Consider the following 17579-nt stretch of genomic DNA (forward strand, 5'->3'; position numbering starts at 1 on the left):
TGCCAGTATTAGCGGACAAGTAATTGATGATGTCAACGCTAATGGAGTTAATGACACTGAAACTGGAATTGATAATGTCACAATCCAACTCTTCAGTGACCCCAATGGTGATGGAGACCCCAGCGACGGAGAGTTAATTGCCACTACTACCACCAGTGGTGGAGGCAATTACAGCTTTGCTAACCTCGCCGATGGCAACTATGTAGTAGTGGAAACTGACCCCGATGGTTTGGGCAGCACCGCCGATGTAGAAGGAATTAATGATAATCAAATTGCCGTGACTTTGAGTGGCACTGATGTCACTGCTCAAGATTTCCTCGATAGTAGCACCAGCAATCTTCATAGTATTAGCGGTCAAGTCTTCGATGATAATGATCTCAGCAATGATGATACTATTGGTACAGATGACTCAGGCATTGGGGGAGTCATCATTGAATTATATATAGATGACAATGGTGATGGCTTTGTTGATGGTGGAGATACTCTTCTCGATTCGACTATTACCAACTCCAATGGTTCTTATCAATTCAATAATCTGTTAAATCGTAACTATGTAGTTCAAGAGATCAATCCTACAGGATTTACCAGTGATGACTTTGATACCGAAGGACTTTCTGGGGATAATAATATTGGAGTTACTCTAGCAGGAGCTAACAGCACCAACAATAACTTCCTCGATGATGGAGGCTCTACTTATGCTATCAGTGGTCGAGTCTTCGATGATAACGATCTCAGCAATGACGATACTATTGGCGGAGATGATTCTGGCATTGGAGGAATTACTGTTGAATTGTATGTTGATAGCAATGATGATGGTCTGGTTGATGGTGGAGATACTCTGATTGATTCGACTATTACTAGCTCCGATGGTTCTTATCAGTTCGAGAATCTCATCAATGGCAACTATGTGGTTCAAGAGATCAATCCTACAGGAGTTACCAATGATGACTTTGATACTTCCAGCGATTTAGTTGGTGACGATAACAATATTGGAGTCACTCTGGCAGGAGCAGATAATATAGGTAATAACTTCCTTGATGATGGGGCTATTCTTGGCACAACTGTATCCGACACTCTGATAGGTACTTCCAATGATGATTTTATTACAGGTGGCAAAGGACAAGATACCTTAACTGGGAATGGTGGTAACGATACCTTCCACTTCAACGAAACCAGTGAAGGCATTGATATTATTACCGACTTCGATCCTAACGGAGACACACTTGATTTCCGTAGCATCATTGCTGATGAGCTTGGAGGAGTCAGTAATCCTTGGACTGGTGGTTATATCGAAGCTAAAAGCTTTGGCTCAGGTACTAACACCATGATTCAAGTGGATTATGACCCCAGTGATAGCTCTAATGATATTTTGACTAACAAAAATGTGGTCTTCCTCGAAAACGTCGATTTCAACACCATCGATGAAAGCGATTTCCTTTTCTAGTTAATTTTTTACCTGTTATGGGCAGATTTATCATCTGCCTTTGGCTCTAACTCTACTCTCGATCTGTTCCTTGATTCACTAATTTTTTTAAGACCATGACTTTATCTCATTTCATTAAATCTAGTTCTCGCGTCGCTAGTCTTGTTGGTTGCTTGGCTCTTAGCAACCTTACGAACGTTAATTCGGCTGAGGCTTTTTCGGTCACTTTAACCAATACAGACTTTGAAACCTCGACTACTGGTTGGCAAACTGTTGGGGACGTTACTACTATTGGCAGCAATGCAGTTCAAGCTAATGGAGTTAACATTAATCCGATTGCTCCAGGTTCTAATCAAGCGATTATTACTAACGCTTACAATAGTCGAACTGACGATGTCAATAGTTCTGGTGGTTCTTTAAGCTTTAATCAATCGGGAACAGACCCCTTAGATGCGGATACTAGTACCACAACTAATCCAGGGAGCGACGTCCAAACCGAACTGGGTTTACCTCTATCGGCTTTTAGTATTGAGAGAAACCCTTCTCAACCAGGCAATCCCCGCACTTCTAAAGAAGGTTCGGCAATCTATCAAGATTTCACTGTGAATCTGGATGCTGGTGAAACGGGATTTGAGATTAGTTTTAACTGGGCTTACTTGACTAATGATGGTACAACTTCTTTTGGCAATCAAGATTTTGCTTTTCTGAGTGTTTACGATACCGCTTCCTCTTCTGGTGCGATTGAGGTGTTGGCTGATAGTTCTGGCACAATCACGGCTGCGAATGCGAGTAACAATTTTGTGCAGGGTGATACGACTTACTATAGCGACAGTAATACCTACACTTACACGGTTAATGGTTTGGAATCAGAACAGGCATATACCTATCGAATTGCTTTAGGCACGATTGATGTGGATGGTAGCGATCGCTCTTCGGCTTTGTTAGTCGATAATTTTCAAGTTGATGCAGCAGCTGTACCCTTTGAGTTTTCGCCGATTGCTGGCTTCGGTTTAGTGGCAGGATTTATCGGATTTGCTAACTTTCGTCGTCGATTAAAACAACGATTTCAAGTAATGAAGTAGGCAAAATTAAAATAAATAGGGATGAGACAATGCTTATCCCTAACCACCTACAAACAGCTAACGTTGTTTTAGGAATCCTCTTCTCTAAAGAAGCGGTGAGGATGCTAAAGAAGTCCCAACAATACAAGCTTGAGCTAAATTAGCACCATTCATATTAACTCCTTCGAGTTCCGCACACAGCAAATTAGCACCCGATAAATTAGCACCCGATAAATTAGCACCTCGTAAATCTGCTTCCTCTAAATTAGCTTCATTAAGACTTGCTCCTTGTAAATCAGCCTGTACCAAGCTTGCTCCTTTGAGGTTAGCACTGTTGAGATTTGCACCGCGTAAATCTATACCACGTAAATCTACACCTTGGAGATTGACTCCTGTAAGATTTGCTCCACTTAAAAATGCACCAGCTAGAGAAACATGGATTAGTTTTGCTCCCATGAGGTTAGCACCTCTTAAATTAGCCCCTCTCAAATCTGCTTGACTCAAGTCCGCTTGCATGAGATTTGCACCCAAGAAGTTTGCTCTTAAATCTCCACAGTGTAATTTTGCTCCCAACAGATTTGCACCATCAAATCTTGCACCTTTTAAGTTGGATTCTGTAAAGTCTGTACCAACTAAATTTGCTCCTGCTAGATTAATTTTTTCTAAATGACAGTGAGTCAATTCTTCATCTTCTAGATCGACTCCAGGAAAGTTTTTTTCTTGTCCTTGTTTAATAATTGCTAATAATTTATCTGTTGTTAATTCTTGATTGCTCATTACTGGTTAAAAATAACTGATTACTTTTGATTTACGGGTAATATACCCGCACTGACACCACTCATTACCCTTTATTCGTTATTTAATTTTGCTCTGCTTCATCTTTTATCCTTTCAGCTATTCAATCAACCACATTCCTCCAGCAATTTTGGGTCGATAAGTTTGGAGGGTCATTCCCTGCTGTATCCCCATCACTAATAAACCTAAAGCTTCCACTAATTTAGGATCGTAAACCTTTCCTGCATCATTTTGACAGTTTGTGAAGGCTTTAGCTAGAGGATTTTCTGTGGGGTTTTGCTTTTGGTACTGAGTAACTTGATATTGAAAATCGGCAATCAGCCTTAAAATACGTGATTCTAGGGGAATATTATCATAAGCCAATCCAGATGGAACACCCGAACCATCCCAAGTCTCTGTTTGATGAGTTAGAATTTTGGCGATCGCTTTTAACTGTGGCATAATTCTTAATACGGAAGCTTGGGGTAAGCTATCTTGTCTTTTTAAAACTTCCTGTTGCGTTGCGGTATGGGATGCTTCTGTCGTAGTTTGAGGTGATAAACTCAAGCGGTGCAATAATCCCCCCAAGCGGAGTCTCTTAATTTGCCATGCAGGTAGATCTAACAACTGTCCCATTGCTTCCCCTAAAGCAGATACTTCTGTAGCAGCCATCGGGTTTAAAGTATCGGTCAGATCTATAATTTGTGCCATCCGCAAGAAAGCTTGCATTTCATTAGAAACGATGTTGTCATCTAAATCTTGGAAGAAATTAAAATCATCAGCTTTTTGGGGATTGTGTAGAGTAGTTTGAGATTCTTGAAGATAATGAACGACACGAGAAACTACTGCGGTTAATTCTTCTGGTGCTTGTTTAGTATATTCTGCACTGATTTGAGAAAGGCGATCGCTTAAGTTCTGTGCTAATTTAGAGTCGTAGGATTTAATATGGTCTATTGCCAGTAAAACTGTTTCTTTCACCAGATCGGGTTCAAAAGTCCAAAAACCATAAAATTTGCGCTCTAAATCTTCTTGAGGCTGCCCTCCTACTCCATATTCTTCTATTGATAATTCCTGACATAGCACCATAGCCGTATAGCTAGAAGATAAAATCATCAAATGCCATTCTTGAGCTACTGGGTCATCGTCTTGCAGTTTCACCAAAGCTACGTTATCTCTTTTACTGGTAGGATGCTCAGCAAATCCAGCATCACCACTTGCCATAATCGCTATTTTTTGTGCTTTGTCTGCTAAATCTCCATAACGCTCTGCTTCTTCGAGATACCATTTACCGCGCTGGAAAGCTGTCACTATCAGAGGTTTGCTGTCCGACTCCAAAATAAAGTCTTCTAAAGCATGACAAAGAGCCACCAAAGTATTTTTGTAATAAACTCCTAAATTAAGAGGTCTACTACTATTTTGGTGAGCTTGGGATAGTTTTTGTAAAATTGAGCCTTCAAGCATATTAGTTAGTTATTCAGTAAACAGTTATTCAGTAATCATTGGTTGTTAGTTGTTGTTTTTTAGTTGTTAGTCACTGCTTCTTACTCCTTAATCCCTGCTCCTTGCCCCTTAACTTTGAGGTATTTGATGCGAAATCTTCTGACAGGAGGATTGTTGTCATCAAGATAGTCTTCAAAAGATACTTGCTTTAACCCTAACTTTTCTAGAAAAAATAATTCTTCTTTTGTTAAAGCCCAAGGGGGAGATACTCCCGCATCTTCTTGTATGCCTCTTCCTCGACAGATAATCAATAGCATACCTCCTGGTGTTAGATAATTGACTATGGTAGACATAATTTGTTGCCTAAAAGATTCGGGAAGAGCTTGCAAGGTGTAAGATTCTAAAATAAAATCAAAGCTATTTTTCCAAGCTGCTTCTGGTTGCAAAGCATCAGAAACTACATAATCAACTGAAGTATTCTGAAAGCGTTGTTTACACCAAGCAACAGCAGTAGGGGAAACATCAAAACCTGTTACTTGAAATCCGACATCGGATAAAGCTTCTGCATCATCTCCCAAACCACAACCTACCACCAGAGCCTTTTGTCCTTTTCCCTCCAGATTATGCCCATCCAACCAGGAAGCAAGATGAGGGTTAACTATTGATTCTGCCCAGGGTATGAACTCGGAATTGCCTTCTGCTTGAGAGTATAATTCCTCAAACCACCCTGTAGGATCGTTCTTTTGTATGAATTGAGCAGCTAATTTGCTGACTCTGGTGGGGTTGTTCATTTGTTCGTTGGTTGTTCGTGGTTGGTTGCTTTTAACTTCATCCTTGATAATTGATCGCTCATCTTTAAAATTAGACTGCGGATAATTCTTTCTTTGTAGACTCAATAGGTGCAGTTAAAGCTTCTTCTAAAGGAGCGCGTCCTAATTTCTCTTCTAGAATACGCATCACTTCTCGACCAAAATCATGGGGATTTTGCTTCCAAGCTTGTAGACAAACTTTGCCAAAGAAAGAGCCTAAAGGTTCGGGATTCCACAAGAGTTTTTTCGCTGTCCAAGGCATTAAACTCATGGGGTCATAGCCAGGTTTCAAAATATCATTTTGCAAAGCATATTCTTCCAAATGGGTGTGAGGTTGCAATCCAATAAAGAAAATAGCTGGTTCTACTTTATCTTCGCCAAAAATACTTTCTAATTCTCGATGATAAGCTATGGTTTGACGAATAGTTTCATAGGTTTCATCTATTACATTAAAAGAATAGTTAACCGAAACTAGATCGTTAAATCCTGCTGCTTTTAAATCACGACAATTTTGCAGAACAGTACGCAGATTGTAGCCCATTCGCATTTTACGGACTAATTCTTGAGAACCGCTAGTAATCCCGATTTCAAAATAATTCATCCCTGTTTTTGCCATCAAGTCACACAACTGAGGGGTTAAATTATCTGCACGAATATAAGAAGCCCAATGGATATCTTTCATGCCAGAATCCAGAATTTTTTGTAACAATTCCACTACATCAGGAATGAATCTTTTTGCTGGAATAAATTGGGCATCAGTAAACCAGAAATTGCGAATTCCACGGTCGTAAAGTTGACGCATTTCTTCGACCACTTCATCAGCAGGATTAATTCTTACTTGTTTCCCTTCGACTACAGTGTAGACACAGTAACAACAGTTATGAGGACAACCTCTTTTAGTTTGAACTCCGATGTAAAAGTCATTTTCTTGAAGATAATAGTCAAAATCAGACCAAATCGAACCAATATAGTCGTAGTTACAGGCACTTTTTTCAATGGGAGTGGGCCATTCATGGATCAAGCGTTCTCTGGGCTTAGTTTCTCCTGCTATGTAACAACGCTCTCCACTAAAGTCTTCACCTTTGAGGAGTTTTTCCAGTAAGGCCTCTCCTTCTCCTACAGATACAATAGTTCCCTTGGGTAGCTGCTTTTGCAGTTGTTCATAGAAAACACTAACTGCACCACCTCCGACTACTGCACGGGCTTCTGGATAGTATTTTCTGGCTCGCTTCAGTCCCCGCTTAATTAGCCCTTCATTACGCCACAATTCGCCGTAATAGGCTGTCGCTACTTTGAAGCCTCCTAATGCTCCTCTTAAACGAATCAAAGGGTTAGAAGCATAATAAAATTCAAAAGCATTTTGTAAGGGATTGCCTCCTCTTCCTCCTACTGGAGCATAAATTTGGATGTCTCGCCAAGAAAAAACTAACAAAGTAGGCTGAAACTCATCGATACAGGTATCTATAGCAGAATTAAAGTCTAAAGGTGCAACTGTGCCGAGATCGCAAATTTTTTGCTCAACTTCGGGAAATAGTTTGTGAATATGGTCAGAGAGATAAACCACACCAATAGGAAAGATGGGATTACAAGGAAGACGGACATATAAAATTTTTTGATTCATCATCATCGCTCCAAAAGTGTTGATAGTTAAATCAAGAAGAAAGAAATAGTGACGGGGCGTACAAGCACCTCACAAAAATGCAGGGATTAAAAATCTCAGGTTTACTGGGACTTGAGCCTTCAGAAGTTAGAAGGAAAATCCTCCTGCATATCACACCATCTGCTCCCTGTTTTTTAAGACTTACGCTTTTTTTAAAGAAGTTGTCTCACATTTGTTTATATAACTTAACTTTAACTAGATTGATAGTTAGTATCAACTAGAAAGTAGTTATTTGTAAATTGTCGTAGTTAAAACCAAGAATTTTGCAGCATGAATTACCAGAAAATATTTTCTACTTTCTTTCTGGCACATTTAGGAGATCGATGACTAAATATCGCGAAATATATCTTTTTAAAGATTTTTAAACAAAATTAAAATTTAGTAAAATGTCCCTCAAAAGGAAGAGTTAAGCATAGAGACTGAACAATTGGTATTCTTCTTTACAGCCATCGGGGATCGCGAAGTGTTAGCTTACACTAAAGGAATAGTAAACTAAGTTTTAAACGCTTCAATAATCATGTCTCAAATAATAGATCCCATCCCTCAAGGAGAAGGCGACAGCCTTTTATGCTCTTATGTGAATGCTACTAACCAAATTCAGGTAGCTCGCATTACCAATGTTCCTAATTGGTATTTTGAAAGAGTGGTCTTCCCTGGTCAAAGATTAGTGTTTGAAGCAATATCCTACGGAATATTGGAAATTCATTCGGGTATGATGGCTAGCGCAATTTTATCAGATCGTATACCCTGTAATCGTTTGGCTATCCAAGAAAATAGTCGAATGTTTTATAGTTTTTCGGATGAGTCAAAGTCTACCACAGGTGGTGTTGCTAAATCTAGTCCTCATCAACCAACACAACTTACACAACTTAAACATCACGTACCACAATTAAAGTTTAATGTTACAACAATTTGAGAAATATTAAATTAATATCAAAATAATTATGAGGTTGCCTTAGCAAGGTAGCCTCTATTTTTATATTTACTTTATGATTTAATTTCTAGAGCAAAAAAATTGGTAGTAAATTAATTTGGATTTACCTTCATTTATCTGGTTGTGGAAAATTGCTGCTTGGTCTATGGGATTAGCGATCGCAGCTTATGGTATCCTGCTATTATCGGGAGCAACAATCCTTTACAGCAGAATCTATCGTTCTCGTCGTCCCTCTTGGTTAAGAACCTTTCATTACACCATGGGGATAGTGATGATTTTTTTGGTACTGTTATTACTGGCGATAGGCTTAGTGGGGACTCTCGGTCATTATGGCAGCCTGGGACATTCGTCCCATTTAATAGCTGGTATTTTAGTCGTAATTTTAGTAATAATTTCTGGGGTCAGTGCTAGCCAAATTAGTCCCCAAAATTCCTGGGCGCGATCGCTTCATCTGACAGTTAACTTGATATTATTGGTAGGTTTGATTTTTGTTTCGATTACGGGTTGGGATGTAGTTCAAAAATATTTATAACCAGTCTATTGATAAATCGCAATTACTCTTCGTAGAAAAACATTGCAGAGATTACAATGGTGTCTATTGTATTGTTAAGAATCAAAATTCTTAAAGTAATTTGTCCTAGACTTAAACAAAATTAAAAATGTCGTCATTTTTTGGTATCGATCTTGAAAAGATCGATCGTTCATTTTTTAGGGCTTGCCGATAAAGTACACCACGCCAATAATACAAGAACAGTATAAACTAATGATTTGGAAACCAAATGAGACAATACAAGGAGGAAAATATCTAATAGAGGAAGTCTTGGGCGTTGGTGGCTTTGGTGTAACGTATCGAGCCAAAGATGTTTCTCTTAATAAATTCGTAGCAATCAAAACGGCTAATGATTTAATTCAAACCCAAAAAAATTTTTCTCAACAACAAGACAAATTTGTTCAAGAAGCTTTTCGTCTAGCAAAGTGCCGTCATGCTCACATTGTAGAAGTCAAAGATGTCTGTCGAGAAGGAGAACTCTGGTGTATGGTGATGGAATACATCACTGGTGGTAATTTAGAGCAGTACACAATTAAAAAGCAAGTTTTATCAGCAGAAGAAGCCTTACTACACATCAGACAAGTAGGTGCAGCTTTAACTTATATTCACCAACAGGGTTTGATACATCGTGATGTAAAACCTTCTAACATCATGTTGCGGACAGATACCGCCGAAGCTGTGTTAATTGATTTTGGACTAGCAAGAGAATTTGTTGATGGTAAAATTCAAACTCATACCAATGCCAGAACAGAATCTTATGCACCTATTGAACAGTACCAAATCAGAGCTAAAAGAGGTGCTTATACGGATGTTTACGCTTTAGCTGCGACATTCTATTTTTTACTTACAGGAATACAGCCTTTACCAGCTCAATTTCGTTGGCAAGGGGCAAAATTAATACCGCCTAAAAAACATAATCCTCATTTAAGCGATCTCTTAAATCAAGGAATTATTCAAGGCATGATTCTAGAGCCTGAAGAACGCCCCCAATCAGTACAAGAATGGCTGGAAATTATCTCAGTTACTGAACTACAACAAAGCGATCAAAAGTACAGTCGCTTAACCGAATTATTGGCAGTTAGACAATGGGAACGAGCAGATGAAGAAACCTACGATCTGATTTTAAAAATGAGTCGCCGAGTTAAAGAAGGTTGGTTAGATTATCCCGCTACGCAAAATTTATCTTGTGAAGTTTTACAAATAATCGATCGACTTTGGTTAAATTACAGTGATGGACGTTTTGGTTTTTCGGTACAAAGAAAGATCTGGCAAGAATTGGGAGGCAAAATTGACTATAGTACAGAATGTTTATTAGGAGAGCGTTTGGGATGGCGAGTTGAGAATAACTGGTTAGCCCACGATAGCCTCAACTTTTCTCTGGATGCTGTTTTAGGGCATTTCCCTTGGAATGGACACCTACCCCAAGGAAAATTAAAAGAATTGGGTTTAGTTGGTAGTTATTCTCGGTGGTGGAGTTGTTTAATTTTGTCTCGCTGTCAAGAATGTAATATTTAAAGGATGAAGAAAAAAGGATTAAGTAGCAACTGGTAAGCGATCCGTAAAAACTATTATCTGTTACCTTATTCCTTTAAAGCGAAAGCTCTGATAAATTTTGTATGCTGGTTGTTCAAGGGGAAGGTATAGAAAAATAATGAAGACAACCAAAGAAATAATTGTCATTGGTGGCGGTGTTATGGGCTTAGCGATCGCTATAGACCTAAAATTGCGTGGTGCAGATGTTACCGTAATCAGCCGTGATGTCCAACAAGCAGCAAGTTGGGCAGCAGCAGGAATGCTTGCGCCGATGGCAGAGCAAATAGCAGACTCAGCAATGTTAAAGCTCTGTCTCAAATCTCGCTGGGCTTATCCAGAATGGACACGCAAGCTAGAAGATATTACAGGAATGGCAACTAACTATTTGCCTTGTGGTATTTTAGCTCCCGTGATTCAACAAGCTGACATAGCAGAAGAACAAGAGAAAGAAAATGCTGTTTGGTTAGATCGCCAAAGCATTCAATTTTATCAACCAGGTTTAGGTCAAGATGTCCTTGGTGGCTGGTGGTATCCCGAAGATGGACAAGTGGATAATCGCTCTTTGATGCAATGTTTAATTCAAACTACCAAAGCTTTGGGTATTGATGTCCAAGAAGGGGTCACAGTTCATGGTATTCAGCAAAGAAAAGGCAAAGTAACTAGTATTTTTACTTCCCAAGAAGAATTAGAAGCAGCAAAATATGTCTTGGCTACTGGCTCTTGGTCTAGTCAATTATTACCCATTCCTACACGCCCCGTAAAAGGGCAAATGCTCTGTCTGAGAATGCCCAATCAGGCAAATCAACCCTACCCACTACAAAAAGTTTTATACGGGGACAATATCTATCTTGTACCCAGACAAGACGGCAGATTAATTATCGGAGCTACTGTAGAAGAAGTGGGCTGGACTCCTCACAATACCCCTCAAGGAATCCAAAATCTGTTACAGAAAGCGATGCAACTTTATCCTGGAGTAGCAAACTGGCAAATTGAAGATTTTTGGTGGGGTTTTCGCCCAGGAACACCTGATGAATTACCCATACTCGGTCATAGTCCCTGTGAAAATTTATATTTAGCTACAGGACATTATCGTAATGGTATATTGCTCGCCCCTGTAACGGCTGCTTTAATTGCCAATTTAATCCTGGAAGGTCAATTCGATCCTTTGTTATCTAGTTTCAGTTGGCAACGTTTTACGACTTATGACAAAGACAGTCAAAGAACAAACAGTATTCAAGGAAAAAATCAGATCATGCTTAATGGCTCTGCAAATTATAACGGTCAAGGAAATCAAGCAACTTTTTTACAAATCGGCGCAAAAGCAACAACTACCGCAACACCCCAAATATCTAACATCATTCAAGATGATAAACCTTTAGTAATTGCAGGACGTACTTTTAACTCTCGTTTAATGACTGGTACAGGAAAATACGCCAGTATCGAAGCAATGCAACAAAGTATAGCTGCTAGTGGCTGCGACATTGTAACAGTAGCGGTGCGTCGAGTACAAACTAAAGCAGCAGGACATGAAGGGTTAGCAGAAGCAATTGATTGGCAACGTATCTGGATGTTACCCAATACCGCAGGTTGTAAAACTGCCGAAGAAGCGATTAGAGTAGCTCGTTTAGGGCGAGAAATGGCTAAATTATTAGGTCAAGAAAATAATAACTTTGTCAAACTCGAAGTAATTCCCGATCCTAAGTATTTACTACCCGATCCTATCGGGACTTTAGAAGCAGCCGAACAACTAGTCAAAGAAGGCTTTGCTGTACTTCCTTATATCAATGCCGATCCTTTGCTGGCAAAACGCTTAGAAGAAGCAGGATGCGCCACTGTAATGCCTTTGGGTTCTCCTATTGGCTCTGGACAAGGGATAAAAAATACAGCTAATATTGCCATTATTATCGAACAATCCAAGATCCCTGTAGTAGTAGATGCGGGTATCGGGACACCAAGCGAAGCAGCCCAGGCAATGGAAATGGGTGCAGATGCTTTACTCATTAATAGTGCGATCGCAATGGCTCAAAATGCCCCCGCAATGGCTCAAGCAATGGGACTAGCAGCGATCGCTGGAAGATTGGCTTATTTAGCTGGTAGAATTCCTGTTAAACAATATGCCAGTGCTAGTTCTCCCCTTACAGGCACTATTAGTTAGTAAGGAATGTAGTTAGTAAGGAATGAGGGATGTAGCAAGTCAAAAGTAATAAGTAATAAGTAATAAGTAATAAGTAATAAGTAATAAGTAATAAGTAATAAGTAATAAGCCACCAGCAACCAGCCACGAACAACGAGCCACGTTCCCACTAACAAAGAACAACTAACCACTAACTGGAAATAATTCTTAGTACTCGTTCTAAATCATCTAATTCCCCGACGATTTTCTTAACAGGTTCGGGAAAAACCCTAACTAAAGCAGGGGTAGCAGAAATGCGATCGCGTTCTGCCTGTTCGGGGTTTTTGGAAATGTCGATAATTTTTAAGGTATAGGGATGAGTCAAGCCCTGCTCTAGAATTTTATGAATACTATCTAAAGTTTTTTCTGTAGTTGCATTGTCATGGGAAATAAATAATCGCAAAACATAACCCACATTATTTTGAGTTTGAGTTTCTGTGAAAAGAGTTTCCGAAGATTTATAAGAACTCAAATTAGAAGTTAAATGGCGATAATCTAAGTTATCTGGGTCTAAACGGACAATTAATTCGTTTTCTTGCCATAGTTGAGGAAAAGATTCTCTGTAAGTTTCCAGCAAACTGGGGTTACAGTATTCTTCTTGCCAAGGAGCTAGTTGCCATTTTTCATTTTCAAATAAAACTTGCAATAAGGGTAAGTAACGCTTGACTGCGGGATAAACTTCTGCCGAAACTTGAATTTTTCCTGTTTTGCGATCGCTATAACGGTCTATGGTGGCGGTATAGGCTGGAACTAGAAAATGCGGAGGCTCAGGTAAACCCAAAATTTCTTGCAAGCTAAGACATAGATGAAGATGCCAACGATCCTGTTTTTTGGGGTCGATTGCATAAATTAAATCCCCACCTGGCGTAAATAAGGCAATTCCTTTGTATGACTGCGGTAAAGGCGAGTTTGACTCAGTCACCTTAGATTAATTATTTTTTAAGGTTAATATTAACGATCCTAGCTAAAAGAGGAACAAGGAACAAGGAATGAGAAATGAGAAATGAGAAATGAGAAATGAGGAATGAGGAATGAGGAATGAGGAAATATGAAAGGTAAACAGATTATGAAGAGTCATACTGATTACCTATTATTCATCCTTCATCCTTCATGCCCGATCCTTTAAAATCGTCCTCTAAGCATCATTGCCATTTCATTAGGTGTAGGGGAACATTCTAGGGCGATTTCTTCGGTAATTTTGCCGTCTTCATAGAGCATAAACAGCGATTGGTTAGTAGTTACCATGCCGTCGTAACCTCCATCCAACATTAACTGATGAATTTCATCATATTTAGAGCCAGTGATATAGTCTTTGACGGTTTCTGTGTTGACCAAAACATCGTGGTAAGCAGCCCTTTTGCCATCAGTAGTCCGACATAAACCTTGAGAAATAACCGCCACTAAAGATTCAGCGATCGCTACTCGCATAGCATCCTGTTCTTCTGCGGTGTATAGGGTTAAAATCCTTTCAATGGTTTTAATCGCGCTGTTAGTGTGTAATGTTCCCATTACTAAGTGACCAGTTTGAGCAGCTTTGAGGGCGGTGTTGACCGTTTCGCGATCGCGCATTTCCCCAATCAGAATAATATCAGGGTCTTCTCGCAGTGCAGCTTTCAGGGCATTATCAAACTTATGAGTGTTAATACCAACTTCTCTTTGTTTGATCAAAGAGCGACGGCTTTGATGAACAAATTCGATAGGGTCTTCAATGGTAACAATGTGTTTGGCGTGTTCGCTATTGATATAGTCTACCATTGCAGCCATAGTAGTCGATTTACCAGACCCAGTAGGGCCTGTTACCAAAACTAATCCTTTGTGAGCATCAGAAATGTCTTGGAATACAGAAGGTAAGTTTAATTGCTCCATAGTTAAGATCTTCAACGGAATCAAACGCATTACCAACGCAGGACCGTTTAAAGTATCAAAGATGTTAATCCGCACCCTAGCAAATTCATATTGAGTTGCGCCGTCAAACTCTAGCTCTTTTTTAAATCTGGCTACTTCTTCATCATTTAAAACTTCATGTAACCAACTAAAGAAAGTATTGCGGTCAGTTTTAGGATAGTCGGTACGCTCCATTTTACCGCGATCGCGCATTCGAGGAACTTCTCCTACTCCTAAGTGAATATCCGAAAAACCAGACTCATAAGCATTACGCACAATATAGTCTAAAGTCGGTTGACCAGGAGAAGGTTTCGGACGACGGGGAGCTTGTCTAGCAGCCTGTTTTTTAGTATTTGCTGCGTTTGCTTTTGCTACTTTTCCATTACCGTTGTTCAAAGCACCAGGCATTGGGGGAGGTGGAGGGGGTAAAGGCGAACTTATTCCGTTGGTCATGCTTTTTATGTATCTAAAAATCTGTAGTGGTTATTATTTTCAGAATTCCCAAAAAAAACAGCAATCTCATACAGGATTATGCGGTAATAATTCTCATTTTATTGAATATCAAACTACTTAAGTAATTGTATTCTTAGAAAATCTCGTAGGAATAAATACTTAGATAGTCCTTTGTATTCTTTGATCTCGTCAATTGTATCTTATGTTTGTATTACTATAGGAATAAATACTTAGGGAACGCTTGACGCTCAAAGTAAACAAAATATAGCGTAAACAAATATTACGAAAAAGATGATTTTTTAGGCTTGATTGGGTTCAAATCCTTTAAAAAAGCTTGGGGATCAATAATTCATACCTCTTTTAAAATTATTTATACTGTTCAAATGTAAAAAAATATTTAAAAAGCTTTTATATTTCATCAAGTTTTTTTATACTTACTTTAACTGGGATCGCTGAGAACACATATCTCAGAAGATCGTTTTTAAATTTGTTGTTGTTGTTAAAAATCCAGAAATCAATATGCAGTTAGCACAAGTAGATAATTCACGAAAGAATTCTTATTTAGGTTTTACAAAAAGCTTTTTACTATGGAGCTTTACTCTTACAGTTTGTTTTCTTGTCGTAGGATTTCCCATTGGTGTCTTATTAGTTACCTGTGGAATTTTAGCGACAATAATTCTCCAAGCAGTGTTACCTTCTAGTGCAGTAGTATTAGTGACAGGAAGTATTTTAAGTCTCAATTTATTAATTGTTGTTTTAGGCGCAGCTATTTTAACCTTCAAAGGGATTCACCCTGAAGAAGTTAGTTGGTTGCATTGGCTACATGGAAAAGAAGATTTACAACCATCTAATTCTCCTGTATACGCCGCTTGTCCTTTGACTTGTAACTTAACCAAAGTTGTTGTTTAAAATTTCATAATTACTAGAAGGTAGGGACGTTATTTGAGGAATTAGAAGGAAGGATACAGAGCGAAAAGAGTGAACTCTTCCCAAGCTAAAAAGCTTGTGTCACCTTGAAATTTCCTTCCTGATGATTTTTAATTTCCCTACCAACCAAGTAAATTGCTGACTTCTTTGAGGGTGAACGACGGTTCACCCCTACTGCTGAATTCTGACTTCTAAGTCATACCTAATCAATAATTTCCACAGCATGAGCTAGATCGGACGCTACGCGATCGCAATAAGGGCGAATCCACCACCACATCAACGGGGATAGCCAGCCTTTAAGAGTAATTGAACAGACTAAATAAGTACCGCAAAGAGTAGATTCTACTTGATAAGTAATTCGTTGTTCCATACCAGGAATTGCCAAAATACGAATGCTGAGTAGTTCTTTAGGGCGAACATTCTCCACAAACAGCTTAACGGGGATTGGGGTCAGTCTTGTAACTACCTGATAAAACAATCCTGGTTTAGCAATCAAGCCTTGGGGTAAGTTAGTACTATCAAATAAAGGATGCCAAGAAACATCTGCTACGTGAATAATCTTTTGCCACAGAGTATCCAGAGAAGCTTTACTTACAGTACGATAAGTTTTATAAATTCTTAATTTATAAGAACGTCGATGCTTTTTAGACCAAAATCGAGACAAAGACTTAAGTATCATCGTACTTTCCCCATAAAAAACAGCATTTGTTTTGCTTAATAAAAATCAATATTCGCTCTTTTATTAAGAAATCTTGCTAATTGACTGAGAAACATCTGCACTCTGGTTCAGTAGTAATTTGAGCGTACTCAATTCAAGATAATCTTAAGTGAGAACTTAATACTAGCTTTTTACTTGCGTAATACTGAAATACATTATGACAACTTTTAAAAATGTAACTGATAATAACACTCCCACCACACCTCCTAAAGATTCTAGGGAAAGAATTAGCCAGTTTATGCAGCAGCTACAAGATGAAATTTGTACTGGTTTAGAAAAATTAGATGGGAAAGAAAAATTTAAAGAAGAAAGTTGGCAAAGACCAGAAGGTGGTGGTGGACGCTCTCGCGTATTAAAAGAAGGTGCAATTTTTGAGCAGGGTGGAGTTAACTTTTCTGAAGTCTGGGGAAAAAATTTACCCCCATCTATTTTAAAACAGCGTCCAGAAGCAGAAGGACACGAATTTTACGCCACAGGGACATCAATGGTATTGCATCCCCGTAATCCTTATATTCCTACCGTGCATTTCAATTATCGTTATTTTGAAGCGGGTCCTGTTTGGTGGTTTGGTGGTGGTGCAGATTTAACTCCTTACTATCCTTTTGCCGAAGACGCTTTCCATTTTCATCGCACTTATAAAGCAGCTTGTGACAAACATAATCAAGAATACTATCCTGTATTTAAGCGTTGGTGTGACGAATATTTTTATCTCAAACATCGTCAAGAAAATAGAGGTATAGGCGGATTATTTTTTGACTATCAAGATGGTAGAGGGAGCTTGTACCGTGGTTTTAATCTTGATGGTGGTGCAGCTAAATACAGCAACGAATTAGGAGAAATTACCCCTCGTAGCTGGGAGGAGTTGTTTAGTTTTGTGCAGGATTGTGGTCAAGCTTTCTTACCTGCTTATGTACCTATTGTCGAGAAAAGAAAAGACACAGAATATGGAGAGAGAGAGCGCAATTTTCAGCTATATCGCAGAGGACGTTATGTAGAGTTTAACTTAGTGTATGACCGTGGGACTATTTTTGGTCTACAAACTAATGGACGTACTGAATCTATTTTAATGTCTTTACCTCCTTTGGTGCGTTGGGAATATGGCTATACTCCTGAGCCTAATACTCCCGAAGCTGAATTATATGATACCTTTCTTAAACCTCAAGATTGGGCAAATTGGGAAAATTAATTAGGGTTTGCTGAAAAAGTAAGCGAAAAAATTTACAAGAATCAGCTTGTTTAA

At 38.9% G+C, this 17579-nt stretch carries 15 protein-coding genes; 8 read left to right on the forward strand and 7 right to left on the reverse strand.

The features are described 5' to 3' along the window. Window positions 1-1444, forward strand: a 1444-nt coding sequence (locus tag H1P_RS20510; protein WP_222427147.1) for an SdrD B-like domain-containing protein, incomplete at its 5' end; no start/stop codon positions are given. Window positions 1445-1539: 95 nt separating this feature from the next. After that, on the forward strand, window positions 1540-2505 hold the full coding sequence (locus H1P_RS20515; RefSeq protein ID WP_144870836.1) for a PFE-CTERM domain-containing protein: 966 nt from the start codon (window positions 1540-1542) through the stop codon (window positions 2503-2505). 84 nt (window positions 2506-2589) lie between these two features. Here the strand turns inward: H1P_RS20515 and H1P_RS20520 are convergent, their stop codons facing one another. The 4 genes from H1P_RS20520 to H1P_RS20535 form a co-directional block, all read right to left on the reverse strand. Beyond that, window positions 2590-3261 (reverse strand): pentapeptide repeat-containing protein, encoded by a 672-nt coding sequence (locus H1P_RS20520; RefSeq protein WP_144870838.1) that lies wholly within the window; start codon window positions 3259-3261, stop codon window positions 2590-2592. Window positions 3262-3378: 117 nt separating this feature from the next. Further along, the gene (locus tag H1P_RS20525; RefSeq protein ID WP_144870840.1) at window positions 3379-4719 is read right to left on the reverse strand and encodes a DICT sensory domain-containing protein; all 1341 of its coding nucleotides are present in this window, start codon (window positions 4717-4719) and stop codon (window positions 3379-3381) included. 80 nt (window positions 4720-4799) lie between these two features. Then, on the reverse strand, window positions 4800-5489 hold the full coding sequence (locus H1P_RS20530) for a class I SAM-dependent methyltransferase (protein WP_144870842.1): 690 nt from the start codon (window positions 5487-5489) through the stop codon (window positions 4800-4802). A gap of 70 nt (window positions 5490-5559) precedes the next feature. Further along, complete coding sequence (locus H1P_RS20535; protein WP_144870862.1) at window positions 5560-7128, reverse strand: photosystem II high light acclimation radical SAM protein; 1569 nt, start codon at window positions 7126-7128, stop codon at window positions 5560-5562. A 556-nt stretch (window positions 7129-7684) separates the two neighbouring features. Between H1P_RS20535 and H1P_RS20540 the strand changes: the two genes are divergently transcribed. From H1P_RS20540 to thiO, 4 genes are all read left to right on the forward strand, one after another. After that, on the forward strand, window positions 7685-8083 hold the full coding sequence (locus H1P_RS20540) for a DUF1830 domain-containing protein (protein WP_144870844.1): 399 nt from the start codon (window positions 7685-7687) through the stop codon (window positions 8081-8083). Window positions 8084-8198: 115 nt separating this feature from the next. Beyond that, on the forward strand, window positions 8199-8633 hold the full coding sequence (locus H1P_RS20545) for a DUF4079 domain-containing protein (RefSeq protein WP_144870846.1): 435 nt from the start codon (window positions 8199-8201) through the stop codon (window positions 8631-8633). A 231-nt stretch (window positions 8634-8864) separates the two neighbouring features. After that, window positions 8865-10166, forward strand: a complete 1302-nt coding sequence (locus H1P_RS20550) for a serine/threonine-protein kinase (RefSeq protein ID WP_144870848.1) — start codon at window positions 8865-8867, stop codon at window positions 10164-10166. 136 nt (window positions 10167-10302) lie between these two features. Then, on the forward strand, window positions 10303-12339 hold the full coding sequence (thiO, locus tag H1P_RS38985) for a glycine oxidase ThiO (RefSeq protein WP_144870850.1): 2037 nt from the start codon (window positions 10303-10305) through the stop codon (window positions 12337-12339). A gap of 169 nt (window positions 12340-12508) precedes the next feature. On the opposite strand, the gene H1P_RS20560 is transcribed toward thiO, so the two are convergent. Further along, complete coding sequence (locus H1P_RS20560; protein ID WP_144870852.1) at window positions 12509-13279, reverse strand: circadian clock KaiB family protein; 771 nt, start codon at window positions 13277-13279, stop codon at window positions 12509-12511. Window positions 13280-13479: 200 nt separating this feature from the next. Next, complete coding sequence (locus tag H1P_RS20565; RefSeq protein ID WP_144870854.1) at window positions 13480-14694, reverse strand: type IV pilus twitching motility protein PilT; 1215 nt, start codon at window positions 14692-14694, stop codon at window positions 13480-13482. Between the two features lie 519 nt (window positions 14695-15213). On the opposite strand from H1P_RS20565, the gene H1P_RS20570 reads away from it, so the two are divergent. Continuing rightward, window positions 15214-15603: a hypothetical protein gene (locus H1P_RS20570; protein WP_144870856.1), complete on the forward strand. Its 390-nt coding sequence runs from the start codon at window positions 15214-15216 to the stop codon at window positions 15601-15603. Window positions 15604-15823: 220 nt separating this feature from the next. Here H1P_RS20570 and H1P_RS20575 read toward each other — a convergent pair whose 3' ends face one another. After that, on the reverse strand, window positions 15824-16300 hold the full coding sequence (locus tag H1P_RS20575) for an SRPBCC family protein (protein ID WP_144870858.1): 477 nt from the start codon (window positions 16298-16300) through the stop codon (window positions 15824-15826). Window positions 16301-16496: 196 nt separating this feature from the next. Between H1P_RS20575 and hemF the strand changes: the two genes are divergently transcribed. Beyond that, window positions 16497-17525 carry an oxygen-dependent coproporphyrinogen oxidase gene (gene hemF / locus H1P_RS20580; RefSeq protein WP_144870860.1) on the forward strand — a complete coding sequence of 343 codons (1029 nt, stop codon included), beginning with the start codon at window positions 16497-16499 and terminating at the stop codon, window positions 17523-17525. The last annotated feature ends 54 nt before the right edge of the window (window positions 17526-17579 follow it).

Source organism: Hyella patelloides LEGE 07179, from assembly GCF_900659865.1.
Taxonomy (GTDB): domain Bacteria; phylum Cyanobacteriota; class Cyanobacteriia; order Cyanobacteriales; family Xenococcaceae; genus Hyella; species Hyella patelloides.

What these genes read in the sequence shown, in the direction of transcription:
- H1P_RS20515 (WP_144870836.1), top strand. Translation starts at nt 1,540, where the DNA reads ATGACTTTATCTCATTTCATTAAATCTAGTTCTCGCGTCGCTAGTCTT.
- H1P_RS20520 (WP_144870838.1), bottom strand. Translation starts at nt 3,261, where the DNA reads ATGAGCAATCAAGAATTAACAACAGATAAATTATTAGCAATTATTAAA.
- H1P_RS20525 (WP_144870840.1), bottom strand. Translation starts at nt 4,719, where the DNA reads ATGCTTGAAGGCTCAATTTTACAAAAACTATCCCAAGCTCACCAAAAT.
- H1P_RS20530 (WP_144870842.1), bottom strand. Translation starts at nt 5,489, where the DNA reads ATGAACAACCCCACCAGAGTCAGCAAATTAGCTGCTCAATTCATACAA.
- H1P_RS20535 (WP_144870862.1), bottom strand. Translation starts at nt 7,128, where the DNA reads ATGAATCAAAAAATTTTATATGTCCGTCTTCCTTGTAATCCCATCTTT.
- H1P_RS20540 (WP_144870844.1), top strand. Translation starts at nt 7,685, where the DNA reads ATGTCTCAAATAATAGATCCCATCCCTCAAGGAGAAGGCGACAGCCTT.
- H1P_RS20550 (WP_144870848.1), top strand. Translation starts at nt 8,865, where the DNA reads ATGATTTGGAAACCAAATGAGACAATACAAGGAGGAAAATATCTAATA.
- thiO (WP_144870850.1), top strand. Translation starts at nt 10,303, where the DNA reads ATGAAGACAACCAAAGAAATAATTGTCATTGGTGGCGGTGTTATGGGC.
- H1P_RS20565 (WP_144870854.1), bottom strand. Translation starts at nt 14,694, where the DNA reads ATGACCAACGGAATAAGTTCGCCTTTACCCCCTCCACCTCCCCCAATG.
- H1P_RS20570 (WP_144870856.1), top strand. Translation starts at nt 15,214, where the DNA reads ATGCAGTTAGCACAAGTAGATAATTCACGAAAGAATTCTTATTTAGGT.
- H1P_RS20575 (WP_144870858.1), bottom strand. Translation starts at nt 16,300, where the DNA reads ATGATACTTAAGTCTTTGTCTCGATTTTGGTCTAAAAAGCATCGACGT.
- hemF (WP_144870860.1), top strand. Translation starts at nt 16,497, where the DNA reads ATGACAACTTTTAAAAATGTAACTGATAATAACACTCCCACCACACCT.